The sequence below is a fragment of the Streptomyces sp. NPDC031274 genome, assembly GCF_055570235.1.
Map to the genome: position 1 here is coordinate 309,756 of NZ_JBVIHP010000004.1, position 17,474 is coordinate 327,229.

Annotated in this window: 17 protein-coding genes and 1 riboswitch; of the genes, 11 read left to right on the forward strand and 6 right to left on the reverse strand. The window is 71.0% G+C overall.

The features are described 5' to 3' along the window. The first annotated feature begins 262 nt into the window (after positions 1-262). Together ACZ5CR_RS09640 and ACZ5CR_RS09645 are read left to right on the forward strand one after the other, a co-directional pair. Positions 263-1,726 (forward strand): amino acid permease, encoded by a 1,464-nt coding sequence (locus ACZ5CR_RS09640; RefSeq protein ID WP_468855379.1) that lies wholly within the window; start codon positions 263-265, stop codon positions 1,724-1,726. Between the two features lie 10 nt (positions 1,727-1,736). Beyond that, positions 1,737-2,192, forward strand: coding sequence for an AsnC family transcriptional regulator (locus tag ACZ5CR_RS09645; protein ID WP_160503743.1), 456 nt, complete (start codon positions 1,737-1,739; stop codon positions 2,190-2,192). A gap of 54 nt (positions 2,193-2,246) precedes the next feature. On the opposite strand, the gene ACZ5CR_RS09650 is transcribed toward ACZ5CR_RS09645, so the two are convergent. Both ACZ5CR_RS09650 and ACZ5CR_RS09655 read right to left on the reverse strand, forming a co-directional pair. Further along, entirely contained in the window at positions 2,247-2,810 is a 564-nt protein-coding gene (locus ACZ5CR_RS09650; RefSeq protein ID WP_468855381.1) for a Repetin, read from the reverse strand. A 186-nt stretch (positions 2,811-2,996) separates the two neighbouring features. Further along, positions 2,997-3,671, reverse strand: a complete 675-nt coding sequence (locus ACZ5CR_RS09655; protein WP_468855384.1) for a Repetin — start codon at positions 3,669-3,671, stop codon at positions 2,997-2,999. Between the two features lie 333 nt (positions 3,672-4,004). Between ACZ5CR_RS09655 and ACZ5CR_RS09660 the strand changes: the two genes are divergently transcribed. Both ACZ5CR_RS09660 and ACZ5CR_RS09665 read left to right on the forward strand, forming a co-directional pair. Next, positions 4,005-4,793, forward strand: coding sequence for a carbon-nitrogen hydrolase family protein (locus ACZ5CR_RS09660; RefSeq protein WP_468855530.1), 789 nt, complete (start codon positions 4,005-4,007; stop codon positions 4,791-4,793). A 72-nt stretch (positions 4,794-4,865) separates the two neighbouring features. Further along, positions 4,866-6,560: a flavin monoamine oxidase family protein gene (locus tag ACZ5CR_RS09665; RefSeq protein WP_468855387.1), complete on the forward strand. Its 1,695-nt coding sequence runs from the start codon at positions 4,866-4,868 to the stop codon at positions 6,558-6,560. 94 nt (positions 6,561-6,654) lie between these two features. Here the strand turns inward: ACZ5CR_RS09665 and ACZ5CR_RS09670 are convergent, their stop codons facing one another. The 4 genes from ACZ5CR_RS09670 to ACZ5CR_RS09685 all read right to left on the reverse strand — a co-directional run bounded on the left by ACZ5CR_RS09670 (position 6,655) and on the right by ACZ5CR_RS09685 (position 11,290). Next, positions 6,655-7,587 carry an LLM class F420-dependent oxidoreductase gene (locus ACZ5CR_RS09670; protein ID WP_468855390.1) on the reverse strand — a complete coding sequence of 311 codons (933 nt, stop codon included), beginning with the start codon at positions 7,585-7,587 and terminating at the stop codon, positions 6,655-6,657. 88 nt (positions 7,588-7,675) lie between these two features. Continuing rightward, positions 7,676-8,380 carry a DUF5995 family protein gene (locus tag ACZ5CR_RS09675; RefSeq protein ID WP_468855391.1) on the reverse strand — a complete coding sequence of 235 codons (705 nt, stop codon included), beginning with the start codon at positions 8,378-8,380 and terminating at the stop codon, positions 7,676-7,678. Between the two features lie 102 nt (positions 8,381-8,482). Then, positions 8,483-9,904, reverse strand: coding sequence for a uracil-xanthine permease family protein (locus tag ACZ5CR_RS09680; protein WP_468855394.1), 1,422 nt, complete (start codon positions 9,902-9,904; stop codon positions 8,483-8,485). Between the two features lie 174 nt (positions 9,905-10,078). Then, positions 10,079-11,290, reverse strand: a complete 1,212-nt coding sequence (locus ACZ5CR_RS09685) for an MFS transporter (protein ID WP_468855397.1) — start codon at positions 11,288-11,290, stop codon at positions 10,079-10,081. A gap of 97 nt (positions 11,291-11,387) precedes the next feature. On the opposite strand from ACZ5CR_RS09685, the gene ACZ5CR_RS09690 reads away from it, so the two are divergent. The 7 genes from ACZ5CR_RS09690 (at position 11,388) to ACZ5CR_RS09720 (ending at position 17,453) form a co-directional block, all read left to right on the forward strand. Beyond that, positions 11,388-12,548 carry an ROK family transcriptional regulator gene (locus ACZ5CR_RS09690; protein ID WP_468855400.1) on the forward strand — a complete coding sequence of 387 codons (1,161 nt, stop codon included), beginning with the start codon at positions 11,388-11,390 and terminating at the stop codon, positions 12,546-12,548. A 92-nt stretch (positions 12,549-12,640) separates the two neighbouring features. Continuing rightward, a riboswitch (FMN riboswitch) is annotated at positions 12,641-12,771 on the forward strand. A 216-nt stretch (positions 12,772-12,987) separates the two neighbouring features. Next, positions 12,988-14,043 carry a bifunctional diaminohydroxyphosphoribosylaminopyrimidine deaminase/5-amino-6-(5-phosphoribosylamino)uracil reductase RibD gene (gene ribD, locus ACZ5CR_RS09695; protein WP_468855531.1) on the forward strand — a complete coding sequence of 352 codons (1,056 nt, stop codon included), beginning with the start codon at positions 12,988-12,990 and terminating at the stop codon, positions 14,041-14,043. Between the two features lies 1 nt (position 14,044). Continuing rightward, the gene (locus tag ACZ5CR_RS09700; RefSeq protein ID WP_468855402.1) at positions 14,045-14,683 is read left to right on the forward strand and encodes a riboflavin synthase; all 639 of its coding nucleotides are present in this window, start codon (positions 14,045-14,047) and stop codon (positions 14,681-14,683) included. A gap of 56 nt (positions 14,684-14,739) precedes the next feature. Beyond that, the gene (locus ACZ5CR_RS09705) at positions 14,740-15,327 is read left to right on the forward strand and encodes a nicotinamide mononucleotide transporter family protein (protein WP_389914900.1); all 588 of its coding nucleotides are present in this window, start codon (positions 14,740-14,742) and stop codon (positions 15,325-15,327) included. Further along, positions 15,324-16,622: a bifunctional 3,4-dihydroxy-2-butanone-4-phosphate synthase/GTP cyclohydrolase II gene (locus ACZ5CR_RS09710; protein ID WP_468855403.1), complete on the forward strand. Its 1,299-nt coding sequence runs from the start codon at positions 15,324-15,326 to the stop codon at positions 16,620-16,622. Before ACZ5CR_RS09705 ends, ACZ5CR_RS09710 begins: the two co-directional genes overlap by 4 nt. Positions 16,623-16,659: 37 nt before the next feature. Next, positions 16,660-17,145 (forward strand): 6,7-dimethyl-8-ribityllumazine synthase, encoded by a 486-nt coding sequence (ribH, locus tag ACZ5CR_RS09715; RefSeq protein ID WP_468855405.1) that lies wholly within the window; start codon positions 16,660-16,662, stop codon positions 17,143-17,145. Positions 17,146-17,180: 35 nt separating this feature from the next. Further along, a complete protein-coding gene (locus tag ACZ5CR_RS09720; RefSeq protein WP_389914694.1) occupies positions 17,181-17,453 on the forward strand; it encodes a phosphoribosyl-ATP diphosphatase in 273 nt (90 codons plus the stop codon). Positions 17,454-17,474 lie beyond the last annotated feature (21 nt).

Here is a 17,474-nt window from a genome sequence, read left to right on the forward strand (position 1 = left end):
GACGAAGTGTCAACCACGTGCCGGGCGCCCCGGCACGCAACGGACGAATCGGACCGCGCAACGAAGACCCGCGGGGAGGGGAAGTACGCAACGATCGTGCGGGGCCGCGCAAGGTTGCTCCATTACGTATGTGAAGCTCGCCTCATAGAGTCATCCGCTGTACGTGGTGTGGCGGGGCCCGCCTGCTCGGCGGTCCCCGATCATGCGTGGGAGCTGCCGCGGGTCCCGCCGCCCCTGACCGGCAGCGATGAAGGAGCCACGCGTGCTCGACCAAGGCGCACCCCCGCAAGGCCGCCCGAACCCCTCGGGGGCCAGGGGGTTCGGCGGCCGCTTGATGCGGCGCAAGCCGGTGGAACTCCTGGTCGCGGAGGGCGGCCAGGGTGAAGGCGGCTCGCTGCGGCGCTCCCTCGGCATGTGGCAGCTGACGATGATCAGCATCGGCGCCACGCTCGGCACCGGCATCTTCGTCGTCCTCGGCGAGAGCGTCCCCAAGGCCGGGCCCGCCGTGACCCTGTCCTTCGTGCTCGCGGGCCTCACGGCTCTCTTCTCCGCGCTCTCCTACGCCGAGCTGGCGGGCTCCATCCCGGTCGCGGGATCCTCGTACTCGTACGCGTACGCAACGATGGGTGAACTCGTCGCCTGGGTCTGCGGCTGGTGCCTGGTCCTGGAGTACGGCGTCTCGGTCGCCGCCGTCGCCGTCGGCTGGGGCGAGTACCTCAACGAGCTGCTCGACGGCACCATCGGCGTCACCATCCCGGACGTGCTCTCCTCGGCACCCGGCGAGGGCGGCTTCATCAACCTGCCCGGCCTGATCGTCGTCCTGCTCGCCATGGTGTTCCTGCTCGGCGGCGCCAAGGAGTCGGCGCGGGCCAACACGATCATGGTCATCGTGAAGATCGCGGCGCTCGCGCTCTTCTGCACCATCGGTTTCATGGGTTTCAAGTCCGGCAACTACTCCGACTTCATGCCGCTCGGCACGGCCGGCGTCAGCGCCGCCGCCGCGAGCCTCTTCTTCTCGTACATCGGCTTCGACGCCGCCTCCACCGCCGGTGAGGAAGCGAAGAACCCGCAGCGCGACCTGCCCCGCGCGATCATGCTGTCGCTGATCATCGTCACGGCGCTCTACGTCCTGGTCGCGGCCGTCGCCGTCGGCGCCTGGAACTGGAAGGACTTCGAGGGCTCGGAGGCCACGCTCGCCGCGATCATGAACGACGTCAGCGGCCAGAGCTTCTGGGGCACGCTGCTCGCCGCTGGCGCGGTCATCTCCATCGCGTCCGTCGTCCTGACCGTCCTCTACGGCCAGACCCGCGTCCTGTTCGCCATGTCCCGCGACGGCCTGGTCCCCAAGGTGTTCGGCAAGGTCAGCAGGAAGACGGGCACGCCCCGCGTGAACACGGTCATCGTGTCGCTGTTCTGCGCCGCGCTCGCCTCCGTGATCCCGCTCGGCAAGCTCGTCGACGCCACCAGCATCGGTACGCTCTTCGCCTTCGGCCTGGTCAACATCGCGGTCATCGTGCTGCGCCGGACACGCCCGGACATGCCGCGCACGTTCCGGGTGCCGCTCGGCTGGCTCTTCCCGGTGCTCGGCTTCGGATTCTGCGCGTACAACATGTTCAGCCTCGACTCCATCACCTGGATCGTCTTCGGTGTCTGGATGGCCGTCGGCCTCGTGTTCTACTTCCTTTACGGCATGAGCCGCTCCCGATTGGCCTCCGCAGAGAAGTGATCCACCCCCAGTGCGACTGAACGATCTCGACGAACGCATCGTGCACGCCCTCGCCGAGGACGCCCGCCGTTCCTACGCCGACATCGGCCAGCTGGTCGGGCTCTCCGCGCCCGCCGTCAAGCGGCGCGTGGACCGGCTCCGGGAGACGGGCGCCATCACGGGATTCACCGTGCGGGTCGACCCGGCCGCGCTCGGCTGGGAGACCGAGGGGTTCATCGAGATCTACTGCCGTCGCAACACCTCGCCGGAGGCGATTCGGCGGGGTCTGGAGAGGTATCCGGAGATCGCGTCCGCTTCCACCGTCACCGGGGAGGCGGACGCGGTCGTCCAGGTCTTCGCCGCTGACATGCGGCATTTCGAGCGCGTACTGGAGCGGATCGCGGGCGAGCATTTCGTCGAGCGGACGAAGTCCGTCCTCGTCCTCTCGCCCTTGATGCGGCGGTTCTCTTCCGGGGCGCCTGCTTAGACCCTGGGCCGCGGGCGGGTCCGCTGTGGCTTGTGGCGCAGTTCCCCGCGCCCCTTAAGGACGCGGATCCATCGGGCGTACGTGGAGATCGCCGCTGCCCGGCTTGGTCTTGTCGAACGGGGCCGCGCTCACGCACTTGGGCATGTCGTCCGGCAGGTCGTTCGGGATGCCGACCATGGCCCAGCTGTAGCCGAAGCGGTCCTGCTCGCCCTGGTCGTGGACGGTCATGCCGACGCGCTTGCCGACCGCCCCTTTGAGGCCGCCGTCCGCCTTCGTGATGACCGCCGACACCGTGGCGACCTTTCCGCCGGTCAGCAGACAGTCCACGCGGGCCTCGGCGGAGCCGCCGAACTCGGGGTTCTCCATGTAGTGGCTGAGCTTGACGGTGCCGTGCGCCTTGCCCGGGTCGTTCTTGTCCGTCGCGTCCAGATGGGCGTCGAACGTGATGGTGGCGTTGTCGCCGGGAGGCCGGTCCAGCTTGGCGGTTCCGGTCACGGCGGCGGCCTCGCGCCCGGGATGCGGTGCGTCCGACGCTGTCGCGGAGCCCGCGGCTCCGGCGAGCGCGAGGAACGTGGCGCCTACGGCGACGATCCGGATGAGAGTGGAGCGGCGGTGCATGTGTGGCCCCCGTCTGGCTGTGGTCCGCCCGGTCCTCCCGGGCGTGATCCACACTCCCCTGGACCGGCGCCCGGTGCATCGTGCGCGAGAGGGGTGTCCGCCTCCGCCGCGCGGCGGGGAACGGCTGGTTCGTGAGGCGGAGACGCCGGGCCCGCCCGACCCCCGTACGGGTGGGCCCGGCGCCTGTCAGCCGGTCGGGTACGTCAGGTGCCAGGGCCGCACGCGAAAGTCGCCCGTGCCCTTCTTGACCTTCTCGAAGGGCGCCGAGCTCGTGCACTTGGTCAGCTTCTTGGTCCCGTCGGGGCCGCCCACCGCGGCCCAGCTGTAGCCCACGCGGTCGTGCCTGCCCTGGTCGTGGACGCTGAAGCCGACCCGGCCGCCCTTGATGTCCTTCAGGTTGGTGCCGGTGATGATCCCGGTGGCCGTGGCGACCTTGCCGCCCGTCATCAGGCAGTCGATACGTCCCTCGGCCCAGCCGCCCTTGCCGCCCGGCTTGTCTAGGTGGACGAAGCGGAAGGTGCCCGTCGCCTTGTCCGGGCGCATATTGTGGCGCCGCGCGAGGTGGGCGTCGAAGGTGAACGTCACGTCCTCGGTGGTCCTGCGGTACAGCTTCGCGGTGCCGGTGAGCGCGGCGGCCTCACGCTTCTGTATGTGCGGGCGGCTCTCGGCGGCTTGGCGCGCCCCGCCGTCGCCGTGTCCGCCGTTGCCGTGTCCGTCGTCGTCCGCGGCGACGGCCGCTCCCGCGGCTCCGGCGCAGATCAGCAGGGCGGTTCCGATGGCGATCACACGGCTGCGGCTGCGGGTGCTGGTGCTGGTGAAGCGGGCAGGGGTGTGGCTGCCGGTGCTTGCGTCGCGGCTCACTGGTGGCCTCCTGATGCGGGCCGTTCACCCGGTCCTTCCGGGCGAGATCACGCTCTCGCGGCAGGGGGTCCCGGCACGTCCGGCCACGGGCGGCAATCCGCCTCCCCCATGCGGCGGGGGCGGCACCCACGCACCCTGCGCCGGGCGGTGGACAACGCTACGACCCCGGTCGCATGCCGCCACGCAACGAATCACCGATCAGGGCCCCACACGCGCAACAGATCGAGCAGCGGCCCGCAACGCTCGCGCCTTGTCGGGCCAGGGCCGTCGACCGTACCGTCTAAACGATCCCCATCAGCCCCTTCGTACGCCCCGAGGTCCGCCATGCCCCCGCTGCGCACCGCCCTGCTCCAGAGCTCGGGCCGCCCCGGCTCCGTCGCCGCCAACCTGAAGGCGCTCGACGAGTCGGCCGCCCGTGCCGCCGAGGCGGGCGCGGGCCTCCTGGTGGCGCCCGAGCTGTACCTCACCGGGTACGCCATCGGCGACGACGTGCCGCGCCTCGCCGAGGCCGCCGACGGGGCATCGGCCGCCGCGATCGCCGAGAGCGCCGTACGCCACGGCGTCGCGATCGCCTACGGCTACCCGGAGCGGGACGGCCAGCAGGTCTTCAACTCCGTCCAGCTGATCGGCCCCGACGGCGCGCGCCTGGCCAATTACCGCAAGACCCACCTCTTCGGCTGCTTCGAGCGCGACTCCTTCACCCCTGGTGAACAGGCCGTCGTCCAGGCCGAGTTGGGCGGTCTGCGGATCGGCCTGATGATCTGCTACGACGTGGAGTTCCCCGAGAACGTCCGCGCGCACGCCCTCGCGGGCACCGACCTGCTGCTCGTGCCCACGGCCCAGATGCACCCCTTCCAGTTCGTCGCCGAGTCCGTCGTCCCGGTGCGGGCCTTCGAGAACCAGATGTACGTCGCCTACGTCAACCGGGTCGGCAAGGAGGGGGAGTTCGAGTTCGTCGGGCTCTCCACGCTCGCAGGACCCGACGGAGTCGCGCGCACGCGTGCCGGCCGGGAAGAGCAGCTGGTGTTCGCCGACGCGGACCCGGTCTTCCTCGCCGCGTCGCGTGAGGCCAACCCCTATCTGAGCGACCGCCGCCCGGGGCTGTACGCGTCCCTGACCTGACCCTCCCCTCGCGAAGCCCCGAGCCTCCCCTTCTTCTTCTGTTCTGCCGTTCCCGCAAGGAGTCCGTACCCCATGACGTCCACGGTGCCCACCGCCGTCCAGCACACCGACGCGCAGCCGCCGATCACCATGTTCGGTCCGGACTTCCCGTACGCGTACGACGATTTCCTCGCCCACCCGGCGGGCCTGGGCCAGATACCCGCGACCGAGCACGGCACGGAGGTCGCGGTCATCGGCGGTGGCCTCTCCGGCATCGTGGCGGCGTACGAACTGATGAAGATGGGCCTCAAGCCCGTCGTCTACGAGGCCGACCAGATCGGCGGCCGGCTGCGCACCGTCGGGTTCGAGGGCTGTGACGGCGACCTGACCGCCGAGATGGGCGCGATGCGCTTCCCGCCGTCCTCGACGGCGCTCCAGCACTACATCGACCTGGTGGGCCTCAAGACCCAGCCGTTCCCCAACCCCCTCGCGGAGTCGACCCCCTCGACGGTCGTCGACCTCAAGGGCGAGTCCCACTACGCCACCTCCGTCGACGACCTGCCGCAGGTCTACCGCGACGTGATGAACGCCTGGAACTCCTGCCTGGAGGAGGGCGCCGACTTCTCCGACATGAACCGCGCCCTGCGCGAGCGCGACGTACCGAAGATCCGCGAGATCTGGTCCAAGCTCGTCGAGAAGCTCGACAACCAGACCTTCTACGGCTTCCTCTGCGACTCCGAGGCCTTCAAGTCCTTCCGGCACCGCGAGATCTTCGGCCAGGTCGGCTTCGGCACGGGCGGCTGGGACACCGACTTCCCGAACTCCATCCTGGAGATTCTGCGCGTCGTCTACACCGAGGCCGACGACCACCACCGCGGCATCGTCGGCGGCAGCCAGCAGCTGCCGCTGCGGATGTGGGACCGCGAGCCGCAGAAGATCGTGCACTGGGGGCTCGGCACGTCCCTGAGCTCGCTGCACGAGGGCGGTGTGCCGAAGCCCGCCGTGACCCGTCTGGACCGCACCGCGGGCAACCGCGTCACCGTCACCGACTCCTCGGGCGACATCCGCACCTACCGGGCGGCGATCTTCACCGCCCAGTCCTGGATGCTGCTCTCCAAGATCGCGTGCGACGACACGCTCTTCCCCATCGACCACTGGACGGCGATGGAGCGGACCCACTACATGGAGTCCTCGAAGCTCTTCGTGCCGGTCGACCGGCCCTTCTGGCTGGACAAGGACGAGCAGACCGGCCGTGACGTCATGTCGATGACGCTCACCGACCGGATGACGCGCGGTACCTACCTGCTCGACGACGGGCCGGACAAGCCCGCCGTCATCTGCCTCTCCTACACCTGGTGCGACGACAGCCTCAAGTGGCTGCCGCTGTCGGGACAGGAGCGCATGGAGGTCATGCTCAAGTCGCTCGGCGAGATCTATCCCAAGGTCGACATCCGCAAGCACATCATCGGCAACCCGGTGACCGTGTCCTGGGAGAACGAGCCCTACTTCATGGGCGCCTTCAAGGCGAACCTGCCCGGTCACTACCGCTACCAGCGGCGCCTGTTCACGCACTTCATGCAGGGCTCGTTGCCCGAGGACAAGCGGGGCATCTTCCTCGCCGGTGACGACATCTCCTGGACCGCGGGCTGGGCCGAGGGCGCTGTGCAGACGGCGCTGAACGCGGTGTGGGGCGTGATGCACCACTTCGGCGGTGCGACCGACGCGACCAACCCCGGGCCCGGCGACGTGTACGACGAGATCGCTCCCGTCGAGCTGCCGGAGGACTGACAGGCAGCGCCGCCCCACCTTGGGGCGCGGGGGGAATCCGCCGGGCGGTCCGGTCGTGGCTGTCGCGCGGTTCCCCGCGCCCCTATGGGGCGCTTTACACCCCGGCCGCCCGCGCCGCCTCGTACACCTCCGCCGCCAGATCCTTCAGCTCCTGCGCGTCCCGCGTGCTGCCCTGGAGCTCGATGAGGATCTCCTCGACCGCGCCCACCGAGGCGTGTGCCTCCAGGTCCTCGACGATCTGCGCGACGTTGCCCTGGAAGGGGGAGCGCTTCTCGCCCTCGTGCGCCTTCGCGGTGTACTGCGCGTTGGCCCGCAGGACGCTCTGGACCGGTGCGGTGCGCCCCCGCTCGGCGGCCAGTTCCTTCAGCGCCTGAGCCTGCTCGGCCAGCGCCTTGGCGCCCATGGCGACCGGCATCCAGCCGTCGGCGCGGTCCACGAGCCTGCGCTGGGCGCGGGGGCTGTTGGCGGGCAGCAGGATCGGGATGGGACGGGCGGGCTTCGGGCCGACCACGGAGGGCGCGATCGTGGTCAGCTCCCCTTCGTACGACACCGGGTCCGGGCCCCAGACCGCGTGGCAGACGTCGATCAGCTCGTCCAGGACCTTGCCGCGCTTGTTGAAGGGGGCCACTGCCGCTGCCGCGTACTCGTCGTGCGACCAGCCCGTGCCGAGGCCCGCGACGACGCGGCCGCCGCTCGCCGCGTCCAACGTGGCAAGGGAGCGCGCCAGTTGGAACGGCACGTGCAGCGGGGCGACCAGGACGCTGGTGCCCAGGCGCGCCCGCTCCGTGGCCGCCGCCGCCAGCGTCAGTGTGATCAGCGGGTCGGGCACCGAGCGGTACGTGTCCGGCCAGGGCAGGCCCTCGATGCCGTACAGACCCTGTGTCGCGGGCTCGGGGAACAGGACGCGCTCATAGACCCACAGGCTCTCGTACCCGATCTCCTCGGCCGCGCGGGCCACCGCCGGGACGTCACGTCCGATGCTGTACTGCCGGCCCTGCGGGAGGCTGAGTCCGAGTCGTGTGGGCATGCTGGTGCTCCTTCACATCCGGGGTCGCTGCCGTCAACGTACAGCGGCAGGAAGGGAGTTATCCGGCGACCCTCGCGAAGCGGCCGAATCAGTCCGGTAGGGGCGTGAGGAGCATCCGGCCGACCAGGCCGACCGCTCCGTCAAGGCGGTCGCGGAACGCCCCGGCGACGGAGGGCAGGTCGTGCAGGGCACGCATCGCCAGTGCCGTGGCCCAGGCGCTGTCCCTGGCCCGCTCCAGACTCCAGGAGCCGAGCAGATGGGTGAGCGGGTCGGCGACCTGGAAGAGGTCGGGGCCCGGCATGAGGTCTTCGCGGATGCGCTCCTCCAGTGAGACGAGGATGTCGCCCACGCGGTCGAACTCGTCCTCCAGGTCCGCCGGTTCGCAGCCGAGTGCGCGACAGGTGTCCACGACGGCCAGCGGAAGGTCGTGCCCGATGTGCGCGTTGATGCCCGCGAGCGCGAACTGCAGGGGACGTACGCCGGGATGGCGCCGGAGCTCGAACAGCGGCCGCCAGCAGGCGGGCGGCCGGCGGTCCGCGGCCACCGTGTCGACCGCCGTCAGGTAGCGCTCGGCGAACAGGACGTCCAGCGTGATCGCGGCTCCGGCGTCCGGGAAACGGCCGCTCTCGACCTGCCGCGCGACCTCCTCGGTGACCGAGAGATAGACCCGGTTGAAGACCCCGACCCCGTCGCCCGAGGGGAAGCCGGCGCCCAGCGCGCGCATCCGCGTCACCACGCCGTCAACCCCGTGTGCCGGGCCTGTGCACTCCGCGAACCGCTCCAGCTGCGCCATGGTGGCAGGTTCCCAGCACGGGGCGGGCCGGAGTGCCGCCGCACCGCCCGCTTCCCCAGAACGAGGGAACGGCGACCGTGTGTGCCTTTGGGGGAGGGCCTGCTACTTGGCGCCCGGCTGAGAGTCGTCGGCGCCCGTTTCCGGGACCTCGTCGGCGTCGTCGTACGAGGACGTGCCCGAGTCGAGGAGCGGTTCCTGCGACTTGAGGTGCGGCGGGGCGAAGGCGCGAAGGACGTGATAGCCCGTGATCACGACGATCGTGCCGAGCGCGATGCCGCTCAGCTCGAAGTTGTCCGTGATCTTCAGCGAGACACCGCCGACGCCGATGATGATGCCCGCCGCGGCAGGCACCAGGTTCAGCGGATTGCGCAGGTCCACCCCGGCGCTGATCCAGATCTGGGCGCCGAGCAGGCCGATCATGCCGTAGAGGATGACGGTGATGCCGCCGAGCACGCCGCCCGGGATGGCCGCCACGACCGCGCCGAACTTGGGGCAGAGGCCGAAGAGCAGGGCGAAGCCCGCGGCGGCCCAGTACGCGGCCGTGGAGTAGACGCGGGTCGCCGCCATCACGCCGATGTTCTCGGAGTACGTCGTGTTGGGCGGGCCGCCGACCGCCGTGGAGAGCATGGACGCGGCGCCGTCGGCGGAGATCGCCGTGCCGAGCTTGCCGTCCAGGTTGTCGCCGGTCATCTCGCCGACCGCCTTGACGTGCCCGGCGTTCTCCGCGACCAGCGCGATGACGACGGGCAGCGCGACGAGGATCGCCGACCACTCGAAGCTCGGCGCGTGGAAGGACGGCAGTCCGATCCAGTCGGCGTTGCCGACGGCGGAGAGGTCGAGGCGCCAGTGGTCGACGACCTTGCCCGAGCCGTCCGCCGAGTTGATCTTGCCGAAGGTCAGGTCGAGGACCCAGGACAGGACGTACCCGAAGATCAGCCCCAGGAAGATCGCGACGCGCGACCAGAATCCGCGCAGGCACACCACGGCCAAACCGGTGAACAGCATCACCAGGAGCGCCGTCCACTGGTCCTGCGGCCAGTACGTGGAAGCGGTGACCGGCGCCAGATTGAAGCCGATCAGCATGACGACGGCGCCGGTGACGATCGGGGGCATCGCGGCATGGATGATCCGCGCCCCGAACCTCTGGACGGCGAGGCCCACCAGGAACAGCGCGGCGCCGACCACGAAGACCGCGCCCGTCACCGTCGCGGAGGAGCCGCCCTGCGCGCGGATGACGGCGGCCACGCCCACGAAGGAGAGCGAACAGCCCAGATAGCTGGGCACCCGACCGCGCGTGGCGAGCAGGAAGATGACGGTCGCGACGCCCGACATCATGATCGCGAGGTTCGGGTCGAGGCCCATCAGGACGGGCGCCACGAACGAAGCGCCGAACATGGCGACGACGTGCTGGGCGCCGAGCCCGATGGTCCGCGGCCACGAGAGCCGCTCGTCGGGACGGACGACGGCTCCGGGCGCGGGGGTGCGCCCGTCGCCGTGCAGTCTCCAGCGCACGCCGAGATCCATGGTTCTGTTCCGCCTTCTATGCGCCGAGCTGTGGGTATGCCCCGTGACCGGGGCTGACCCGTGTCGGGGTATGGCCCGTGTCCGGGAACGACCCGTGAGAATGACCTGAAAGATCAGCGCAATGTTAGTGCCGCGTAAGTTCGGCTACCCGTCGGGGCGGATGCGGCGGCGGGCTCAGGGGCGCGGGCCGGGCGCCGCCGCGTCCGCGTGCTCGACCGCCGTGGCCTTGCCGCCCTCCGTACGCAGGACCCCCGCGAACACCGCGAGCCCGCAGGCGAGCACCGTCACCAGGCCGAAGGAGACCACCAGGCTCGTCGCGTCGGCGAGCGTGCCGATCGCCGACGGGGCGATCAGGCCCGATGTGTACGTGATGGTGGCGACGCCCGCGATGGCCTGGCTCGGATTCGGGCCGCTGCGCCCGGCCGCCGCGAACGCGAGGGGCACCACGACCGCGATGCCGAGCCCGAGCATCGCGAACCCGCACATGGCGATCGCCGGATGTGGCGCCACCACCACGAGAAGGCCACCGAGCGCCGCGACCACGCCGCCCACGCGCACCGTGCGGACCGAGCCGAAGCGGTTGACCACCGCGTCGCCCGCGAGCCGCGCGATCGCCATGGTGAGCGTGAAGCCGGTGGTGGACGCGGCGGCGACACCGGCCGACGTGTCAAGGACGTCCCGCAGATAGACCGCCGACCAGTCCAGGCTCGCGCCCTCGGCGAAGACCGCGCAGAAGCCGACCGCACCGATCAGGAGCGCCGACTTGGGCGGCAGCGAGAACCGTGGCGGCGCCACTTCCTCGGGCGCCGCCTGCAGATCGAGCACGCCCTGGCAGGCGACGAGGCCGATCGCGGTGAGCGCCACGGCGGCGAGCGCGTGATGCAGGCGGGCGTCCGCGCCCAGGTGGGCGGCGACCGTGCCGGCCGCGGAGCCGATCAGGGCGCCGACGCTCCACATGCCGTGCAGGCCCGACATGATCGACCTCTTCATGCGGGTCTCGACCTCGACACCGAGGGCGTTCATCGCCACATCCGACATGCCCGCCGTCGCGCCGTACACGGCCAGGGCGAGGCAGAGGGTCAGCAGATTCGGCGCCAGCGAGGGCAGGATCAGGGCCATCGTCCACAGGGCGAGAAGGCCGCGCAGCGCCGTCCGCGCGCCGAAGCGGTGGCTGACCCAGCCCGCGAGCGGCATCGCGAGGGAGGCGCCGATCGCGGGGAAGGCGAGGGCGAGGCCGAGGAGCCCCGCGCTGAGCCCCGCGTGCTCCTGGATCCAGGGCACGCGTGTCGCGAAGGAGCCGGTGACGGCGCCGTGCACACAGAAAACGGCGGCCACGGCGTACCGCGCCCGCTTCAACTGCCTTGCGTCAAGGACCACTTCACTCATCGATGCTCCGCCCCTCCCGAGGTACCGTCCCGCTACGGCGACGTAAACTATCAGGAACCCTGCCTGATAGTTAGCAGGTTTATGGAAGGATCCCGGCATGCCCGCATCACCGAGCACCGCCCGGGCCATCAACGACCGGCTCGCCCTGGGGCTTCTGCAGCGCGAAGGACCGCTGACGGCCAACCAGTTGAAGCAGCTGACCGGCCTGTCGAGGCCCTCGGTCGCCGACCTGGTCGAGCGCCTCCAGGGCTCCGGCCTGATCGCGGTCGTGGGGGAGGCGGGTGCCCAGCGCCGCGGGCCCAACGCCCGGCTGTACGGGATCGTCGCCGACCGGGCTCACCTCGCCGCGCTCGACGTACGCACCGAAGGCGTCTCCGTGGTCGTCACCGACCTGCTCGGCGCGGTGCTCGCCGAGGCCTCCGCGCCCATCGGCGGCGACAGCGGCACCGGACCCGCCGTCGAGCGGGCCGTCGCCCTCGTCGAGCGCACCGCACGGGACGGCGGCGTCCGGCGGCTGCACACCGTGGGGATCGGCGCGCCCGGCCTCATCGACCCCGCCACCGGGGAACTGCGCGACACCACCTCGCTGCCCGCCTGGCACCGAGGACTCGCGGGCGCCCTCCAGGAGCGGCTCCCGGCACGCGTGCTCGTGGAGAACGAGACCAACCTCGCCGCCCGCGCCGAACAGCGCGACGGCGCCGCCCACGACCGCGACACCTTCGTGCTCCTCTGGCTCGGTGAGGGCGTCGGCGCCGCCGTCGTACTCGACGGGAAACTGCGCCGCGGGGCGTCGGGCGGCGCGGGGGAGATCGGTTTCCTGCCGGTGCCCGGTACGGACATGCTGCCGTCCGCCACCGCCTGCGAGGGCGGCCTCCACTCGCTGGTCGGCGCCGCCGCGCTGTGTGAGCTCGGCGCCGCACACAGGGTCCTGGAGCCGGGCGCGAGCGCCGCCGACGTGGTCCGCCACGCCGTCGAGACCGGACATGAGGCCTTCCTCGACGCGGCCGCCGACCGGATCGCCGTCGGCGCCGCCGCCATGGCCGCGATCCTCGACCCCGGCTGCGTGGTCCTGGGCGGCGAGGTGGGCCGTGCGGGCGGCGACGTACTCGCCGCCCGGGTGATGAAGCGCGTCACCGCGATGTCGCCGCTGCACACGGAGATCAGGGCGAGCGCCCTCGGCGGAGCCGCCGTACTGCGGGGCGCGCTGCTCGCCGCACGGGACGCGGCACAGGACGAGCTTTTCGGGCCACGCCACTGACCGGGCCGCCACCCGGCCGCTGTGAGCCAGGCCACAGGGGCTTGCCCGCATGGGCGCCGATCAGGCGTGGCAGACTGGCTCTGTACCAAAAGCAGCGCACTCCGGGGTCGGTGTAATTCCGAACCGGCGGTTATAGTCCGCGACCCGACCGCTTCCAGCGGCCGGTTGACCAGGTGAAATTCCTGGACCGACGGTGAAAGTCCGGATGGGAGGCAGTGCGCGGCGGGCGGGCATTCGTGTTCGTCGCCGAGTGGCTTGTTTTTGGGATACCCGGTTTCCGGGTTTCCAGGGAGAGGTCTCGTTTCCGGCGTCGCTCCCGGTGTCGCAGTCCGTACATTCTGTCGTCATCGACAGGCCCCGGAGTCCGTGCCCCTTGAGGCAGGAGGACCCGGTGGCCACCGCAGCCGCAGTAGCAGCGAACGAGCCCGAGCACGCGGCCATGCGTCGCGCCGTCGAGCTCGCATCGCTCGGTCTCGGCGCCACGAGCCCCAACCCGGTCGTCGGATGCGTGATCATCAACGCCTCCGGAGAGACCGTCGGCGAGGGCTACCACCAGCGCGCGGGCGGCCCGCACGCCGAGGTCCACGCCCTGCGCGCGGCCGGCGAACAGGCCCGCGGCGCCACCGCACTGGTCACCCTCGAACCCTGTAACCACACCGGACGCACCGGCCCCTGCGCCCAGGCGCTCATCGACGCCGGGATCGCCCGCGTCGTCTACGCGGTCGGCGACCCGAACCCCGCCGCCACCGGGGGAGCGCAGCGACTGCGTACCGCCGGAGTCGACGTGCGATCGGGCCTCCTGGCGGACGAGGCCGCGGCGGGCAACGCCGCCTGGCTGACGTCCGTGCGGCTCGGCCGCCCGCACGTCACCTGGAAGTACGCCGCGTCGCTCGACGGCCGTATCGCCGCAGCCGACGGCAGCAGCCGCTGGATCACCTCCTCCCAGGCCCGCGCCGACGTCCACCGGCTGCGCGCCGAGTGCGACGCGGTGGTGGTCGGCTCCGGCACCCAGCGCGCCGACGACCCGCACCTCGCCGTGCGGGGCGTCGAAGGCGCCGTACAGCCGCTGCGCGTCGTCGTCGACACGAACGGCACCGCGGTGGAGCCCGGCGCCCGCGTCCTGGACGACGCGGCACCCACGCTCATCGCCGTCGCCGAGAACGTCACCCCGGAAGGCGGCGCCGAGACGGTGCGACTCCCGCGCGCGGACGGCGGGTTGGACATCCCGGCCCTCCTCGACGAGCTCCACACGCGCGGGGTGCGTTCCGTGCTCCTCGAAGGCGGACCGACGCTCGCCGGAGCCTTCGTCGCCGCGGGCGCCGTCGACCGCGTCATCGCCTATCTCGCCCCCGTCCTGCTCGGCGCGGGCCCCGCAGCTCTCACCGGCGGCGGAATCAAGACCATCACCGAAGCGTTGCGGCTCGACGTGAGCGAGACCGTCCGCATCGGCCCCGATCTGCGCGTCACCGCGACCCTCGTAGCGAAGGAGCACTGAAGTGTTCACCGGAATCGTCGAAGAGCTGGGCGAGATCACCGCCGTCGAGAACCTGGACGACGCATCGCGCTTCCGCGTCCGTGGCCCCGTCGTCACCGACGGCGCGAAGCACGGCGACTCCATCGCGGTCAACGGCGTCTGTCTGACGGTCGTGGAGCACGAGGGCGCGGAGTTCACCGCCGATGTGATGGCCGAGACCCTGAACCGGTCCAGCCTCGGCGCGCTCGCGGCAGGATCGCGGGTCAACCTGGAGCGGCCCACCGCCGTGGGCGACCGCCTGGGCGGACACATCGTGCAGGGACACGTCGACTCCGTCGGCACCGTCGTCGACCGCAAGCCCTCCGAGAACTGGGAGATCGTCAAGATCTCGCTCCCCGCGGACCTCTCCCGCTACGTGGTGGAGAAGGGCTCCATCACCGTCGACGGCGTCAGCCTCACGGTCGTCGACGCCGGAGACGACTACTTCACCATCAGCCTCATCCCCACCACCCTCGCCCTGACCACGCTCGGCATCAAGCAGCCGGGCGACCCGGTCAACCTCGAGGTGGACATCATCGCGAAGTACGTCGAGCGGATGCTCGGCGACCGCGTCACCCCCGCTGCTCCGGCTGCCGCTCCCGTTCAGGAGGCCACGAAGTGAACTGGCTCAACTCCGAAGCCTTCACGGCCTTCGGGCAGCACGTGATCTGGTCCGACATGGTGGGCAACACCGTCGGCCTGATCGCCCTCGCGCTCGGCTGGCGGCGCTCCATATGGACCTGGCCCGCCCAGTTCCTCTCCGGCGTCATCCTCGTCGGCGCCTACGCCTCCGCCCACCTCTCCGGCGGTGTCGGCAAGCAGCTGCTCGTCATCGGCGTGGCCCTGTGGGGCTGGCGTCTGTGGACCAACGGCAAGCAGCAGGCGCAGGACGGCTCCATCGCCGTCCGGTTCGCGACCTGGAAGGAGCGCGGGGTGCTGCTCGGCGGCACGGCCGTCGGCACGCTCGCGGTCGGCGCCCTGTTCGCCGCCGTACCCGACCTGTCCTGGAACCCCTGGCCCGACGCCTACATCTTCGTCGGCACGCTCGCCGCGATGGTCGCCCAGGCCCGGGGGCTCGTCGAGTTCTGGTTCGCCTGGCTCCTCGTCGACGTGGTCGGCGTCCCGCTCGCGTTCAGCAGTGGTCTGGCCTTCTCCGGCCTCGTGTACGTCATCTACCTCGCGCTCGTCCTGTGGGGCATGCGCGACTGGTGGCTGCGGTCGCGCACCGCGTCCTCGCAGCCCGTCATGGAAGGAGCCCCGGCATGACTGCGGCACCTGTTTGGTACAGCACGGGTCACGAAGAAGACGCCTCGGACCTCGCCCTCGACCCCGTCGAGGCGGCCATCCGCGACATCGCCGCCGGACGGCCCGTCGTGGTCGTCGACGACGAGGACCGCGAGAACGAGGGCGACCTCGTCATCGCGGCCGAGAAGGCGACGCCCGAGATCATCGCCTTCATGATGAGCGAGTGCCGCGGCCTGATCTGCGCACCCATGGAGGGCGACGAGCTCGACCGCCTCCAGCTCCCGCAGATGGTCGAGAACAACACCGAGTCGATGCGGACGGCCTTCACGGTCTCCGTCGACGCGAGCGGCGCGCACGGCGTCACCACCGGCATCTCGGCCGCGGACCGCGCCACGACGCTCCGGATGCTCGCGTCGGGCACGTACCAGCACACCGACTTCGTACGCCCCGGCCACATCTTCCCGCTGCGCGCCAAGTCGGGCGGCGTCCTGGTGCGCAACGGCCACACGGAGGCCGCGGTCGACCTGGCCCGGCTCGCCGGTCTGCGCCCCGCGGGGGCCATCGTCGAGATCGCGGGCGAGGACGGCACGATGCTCCGTCTGCCGGAGCTGATCCCGTTCGCCCGCAAGCACGGCCTGACGATCATCTCCATCGAGGACCTGATCGCCTACCGCAGCGGCTCAGAGCCGACGGTCCGCCGCGAGGCCGAGGTCCGCCTGCCGACCGCCTTCGGCGAGTTCACGGCGTACGGCTACCGCTCCACCGTCGACGGCGTCGAGCACGTCGCCCTCGTCCACGGCGAGATCGGCGAGGGCGACGACGTCCTGGTCCGCATCCACTCCGAGTGCCTGACCGGCGACGTCTTCCACTCCCTGCGCTGCGACTGCGGCCCGCAGCTCGAAGCGTCGATGCGGCGCATCACCGACGAGGGACGCGGCATCGTGGTGTACCTCCGTGGCCACGAGGGGCGCGGCATCGGCCTCCTTTCCAAGCTGCGCGCCTACGAGCTCCAGGAGCGCGGCAGCGACACCCTGGACGCCAACCTGGAACTCGGCCTGCCCGCCGACGCCCGGGACTACGGAGCGGGCGCGCGGATCCTGGACGACCTCGGCGTCCGCAGCGTGCGCCTGATGACGAACAACCCCGACAAGACCGACGCGGTGATCCGGCACGGCCTGAAGGTCACCGGACGCGAGCCGATGCCGGTCCAGGCGGGCGAGCACAACCTCCGCTACCTGCGCACCAAGCGGGACCGGATGGGGCACGACCTGCCCTGGCTCGACACCCCTGAGGTGTCCGCCTGCGGCAACCAGTAAGTACCGGCACACGAGAACCAAGAACCAGGAGAAGCGCGTGAGCGGCAAAGGTGCACCCGAACTGAGCGTGAAGAACTGCGGAGACCTGCGGGTCGCGGTGATCGCCGCCCAGTGGCACGAGAAGGTCATGGACGGCCTCGTCGACGGCGCCCTGCGCGCCCTGCACGAGCTCGGCATCGACGAGCCCACCGTCCTGCGCGTGCCCGGCAGCTTCGAGCTGCCGGTCGTCGCCAAGGTCCTCGCGGGACGCGGCTACGACGCGATCGTCGCGCTCGGCGTCGTCATCCGCGGCGGAACCCCGCATTTCGAGTACGTGTGCCAGGGCGTCACCCAGGGCCTGACCCAGGTCTCGGTGGACACCGGGGTGCCCATCGGATTCGGTGTCCTCACCACCGACACCGAGGAGCAGGCCCTGGACAGGGCGGGCATCGAGGGCTCGCACGAGGACAAGGGGCACGAGGCGGTCACCGCCGCCGTCGCCACCGCGACCACGCTGCGTACGATCTCCGAACCCTGGCGGTGAACGGAGCGGGGAAGCCGCGTAAAGTAAGCGCCATCATGTCCAAGAAGACTTTCGAGGAGCTCTTCACCGAGCTCCAACACAAGGCCGCCAACGGCGACCCCGCCACGTCGCGCACCGCCGAGCTCGTCGAGAAGGGCGTCCACGCCATCGGCAAGAAGGTCGTCGAGGAGGCCGCCGAAGTCTGGATGGCCGCCGAGCACGAGGGCAAGGAAGCCGCCGCCGAGGAGATCTCCCAGCTCCTCTACCACGTGCAGGTGATGATGGTCGCCCGCGGCATCTCCCTCGACGACGTGTACGCCCACCTCTGAGCCGTAGCCGTACGCCCGCCG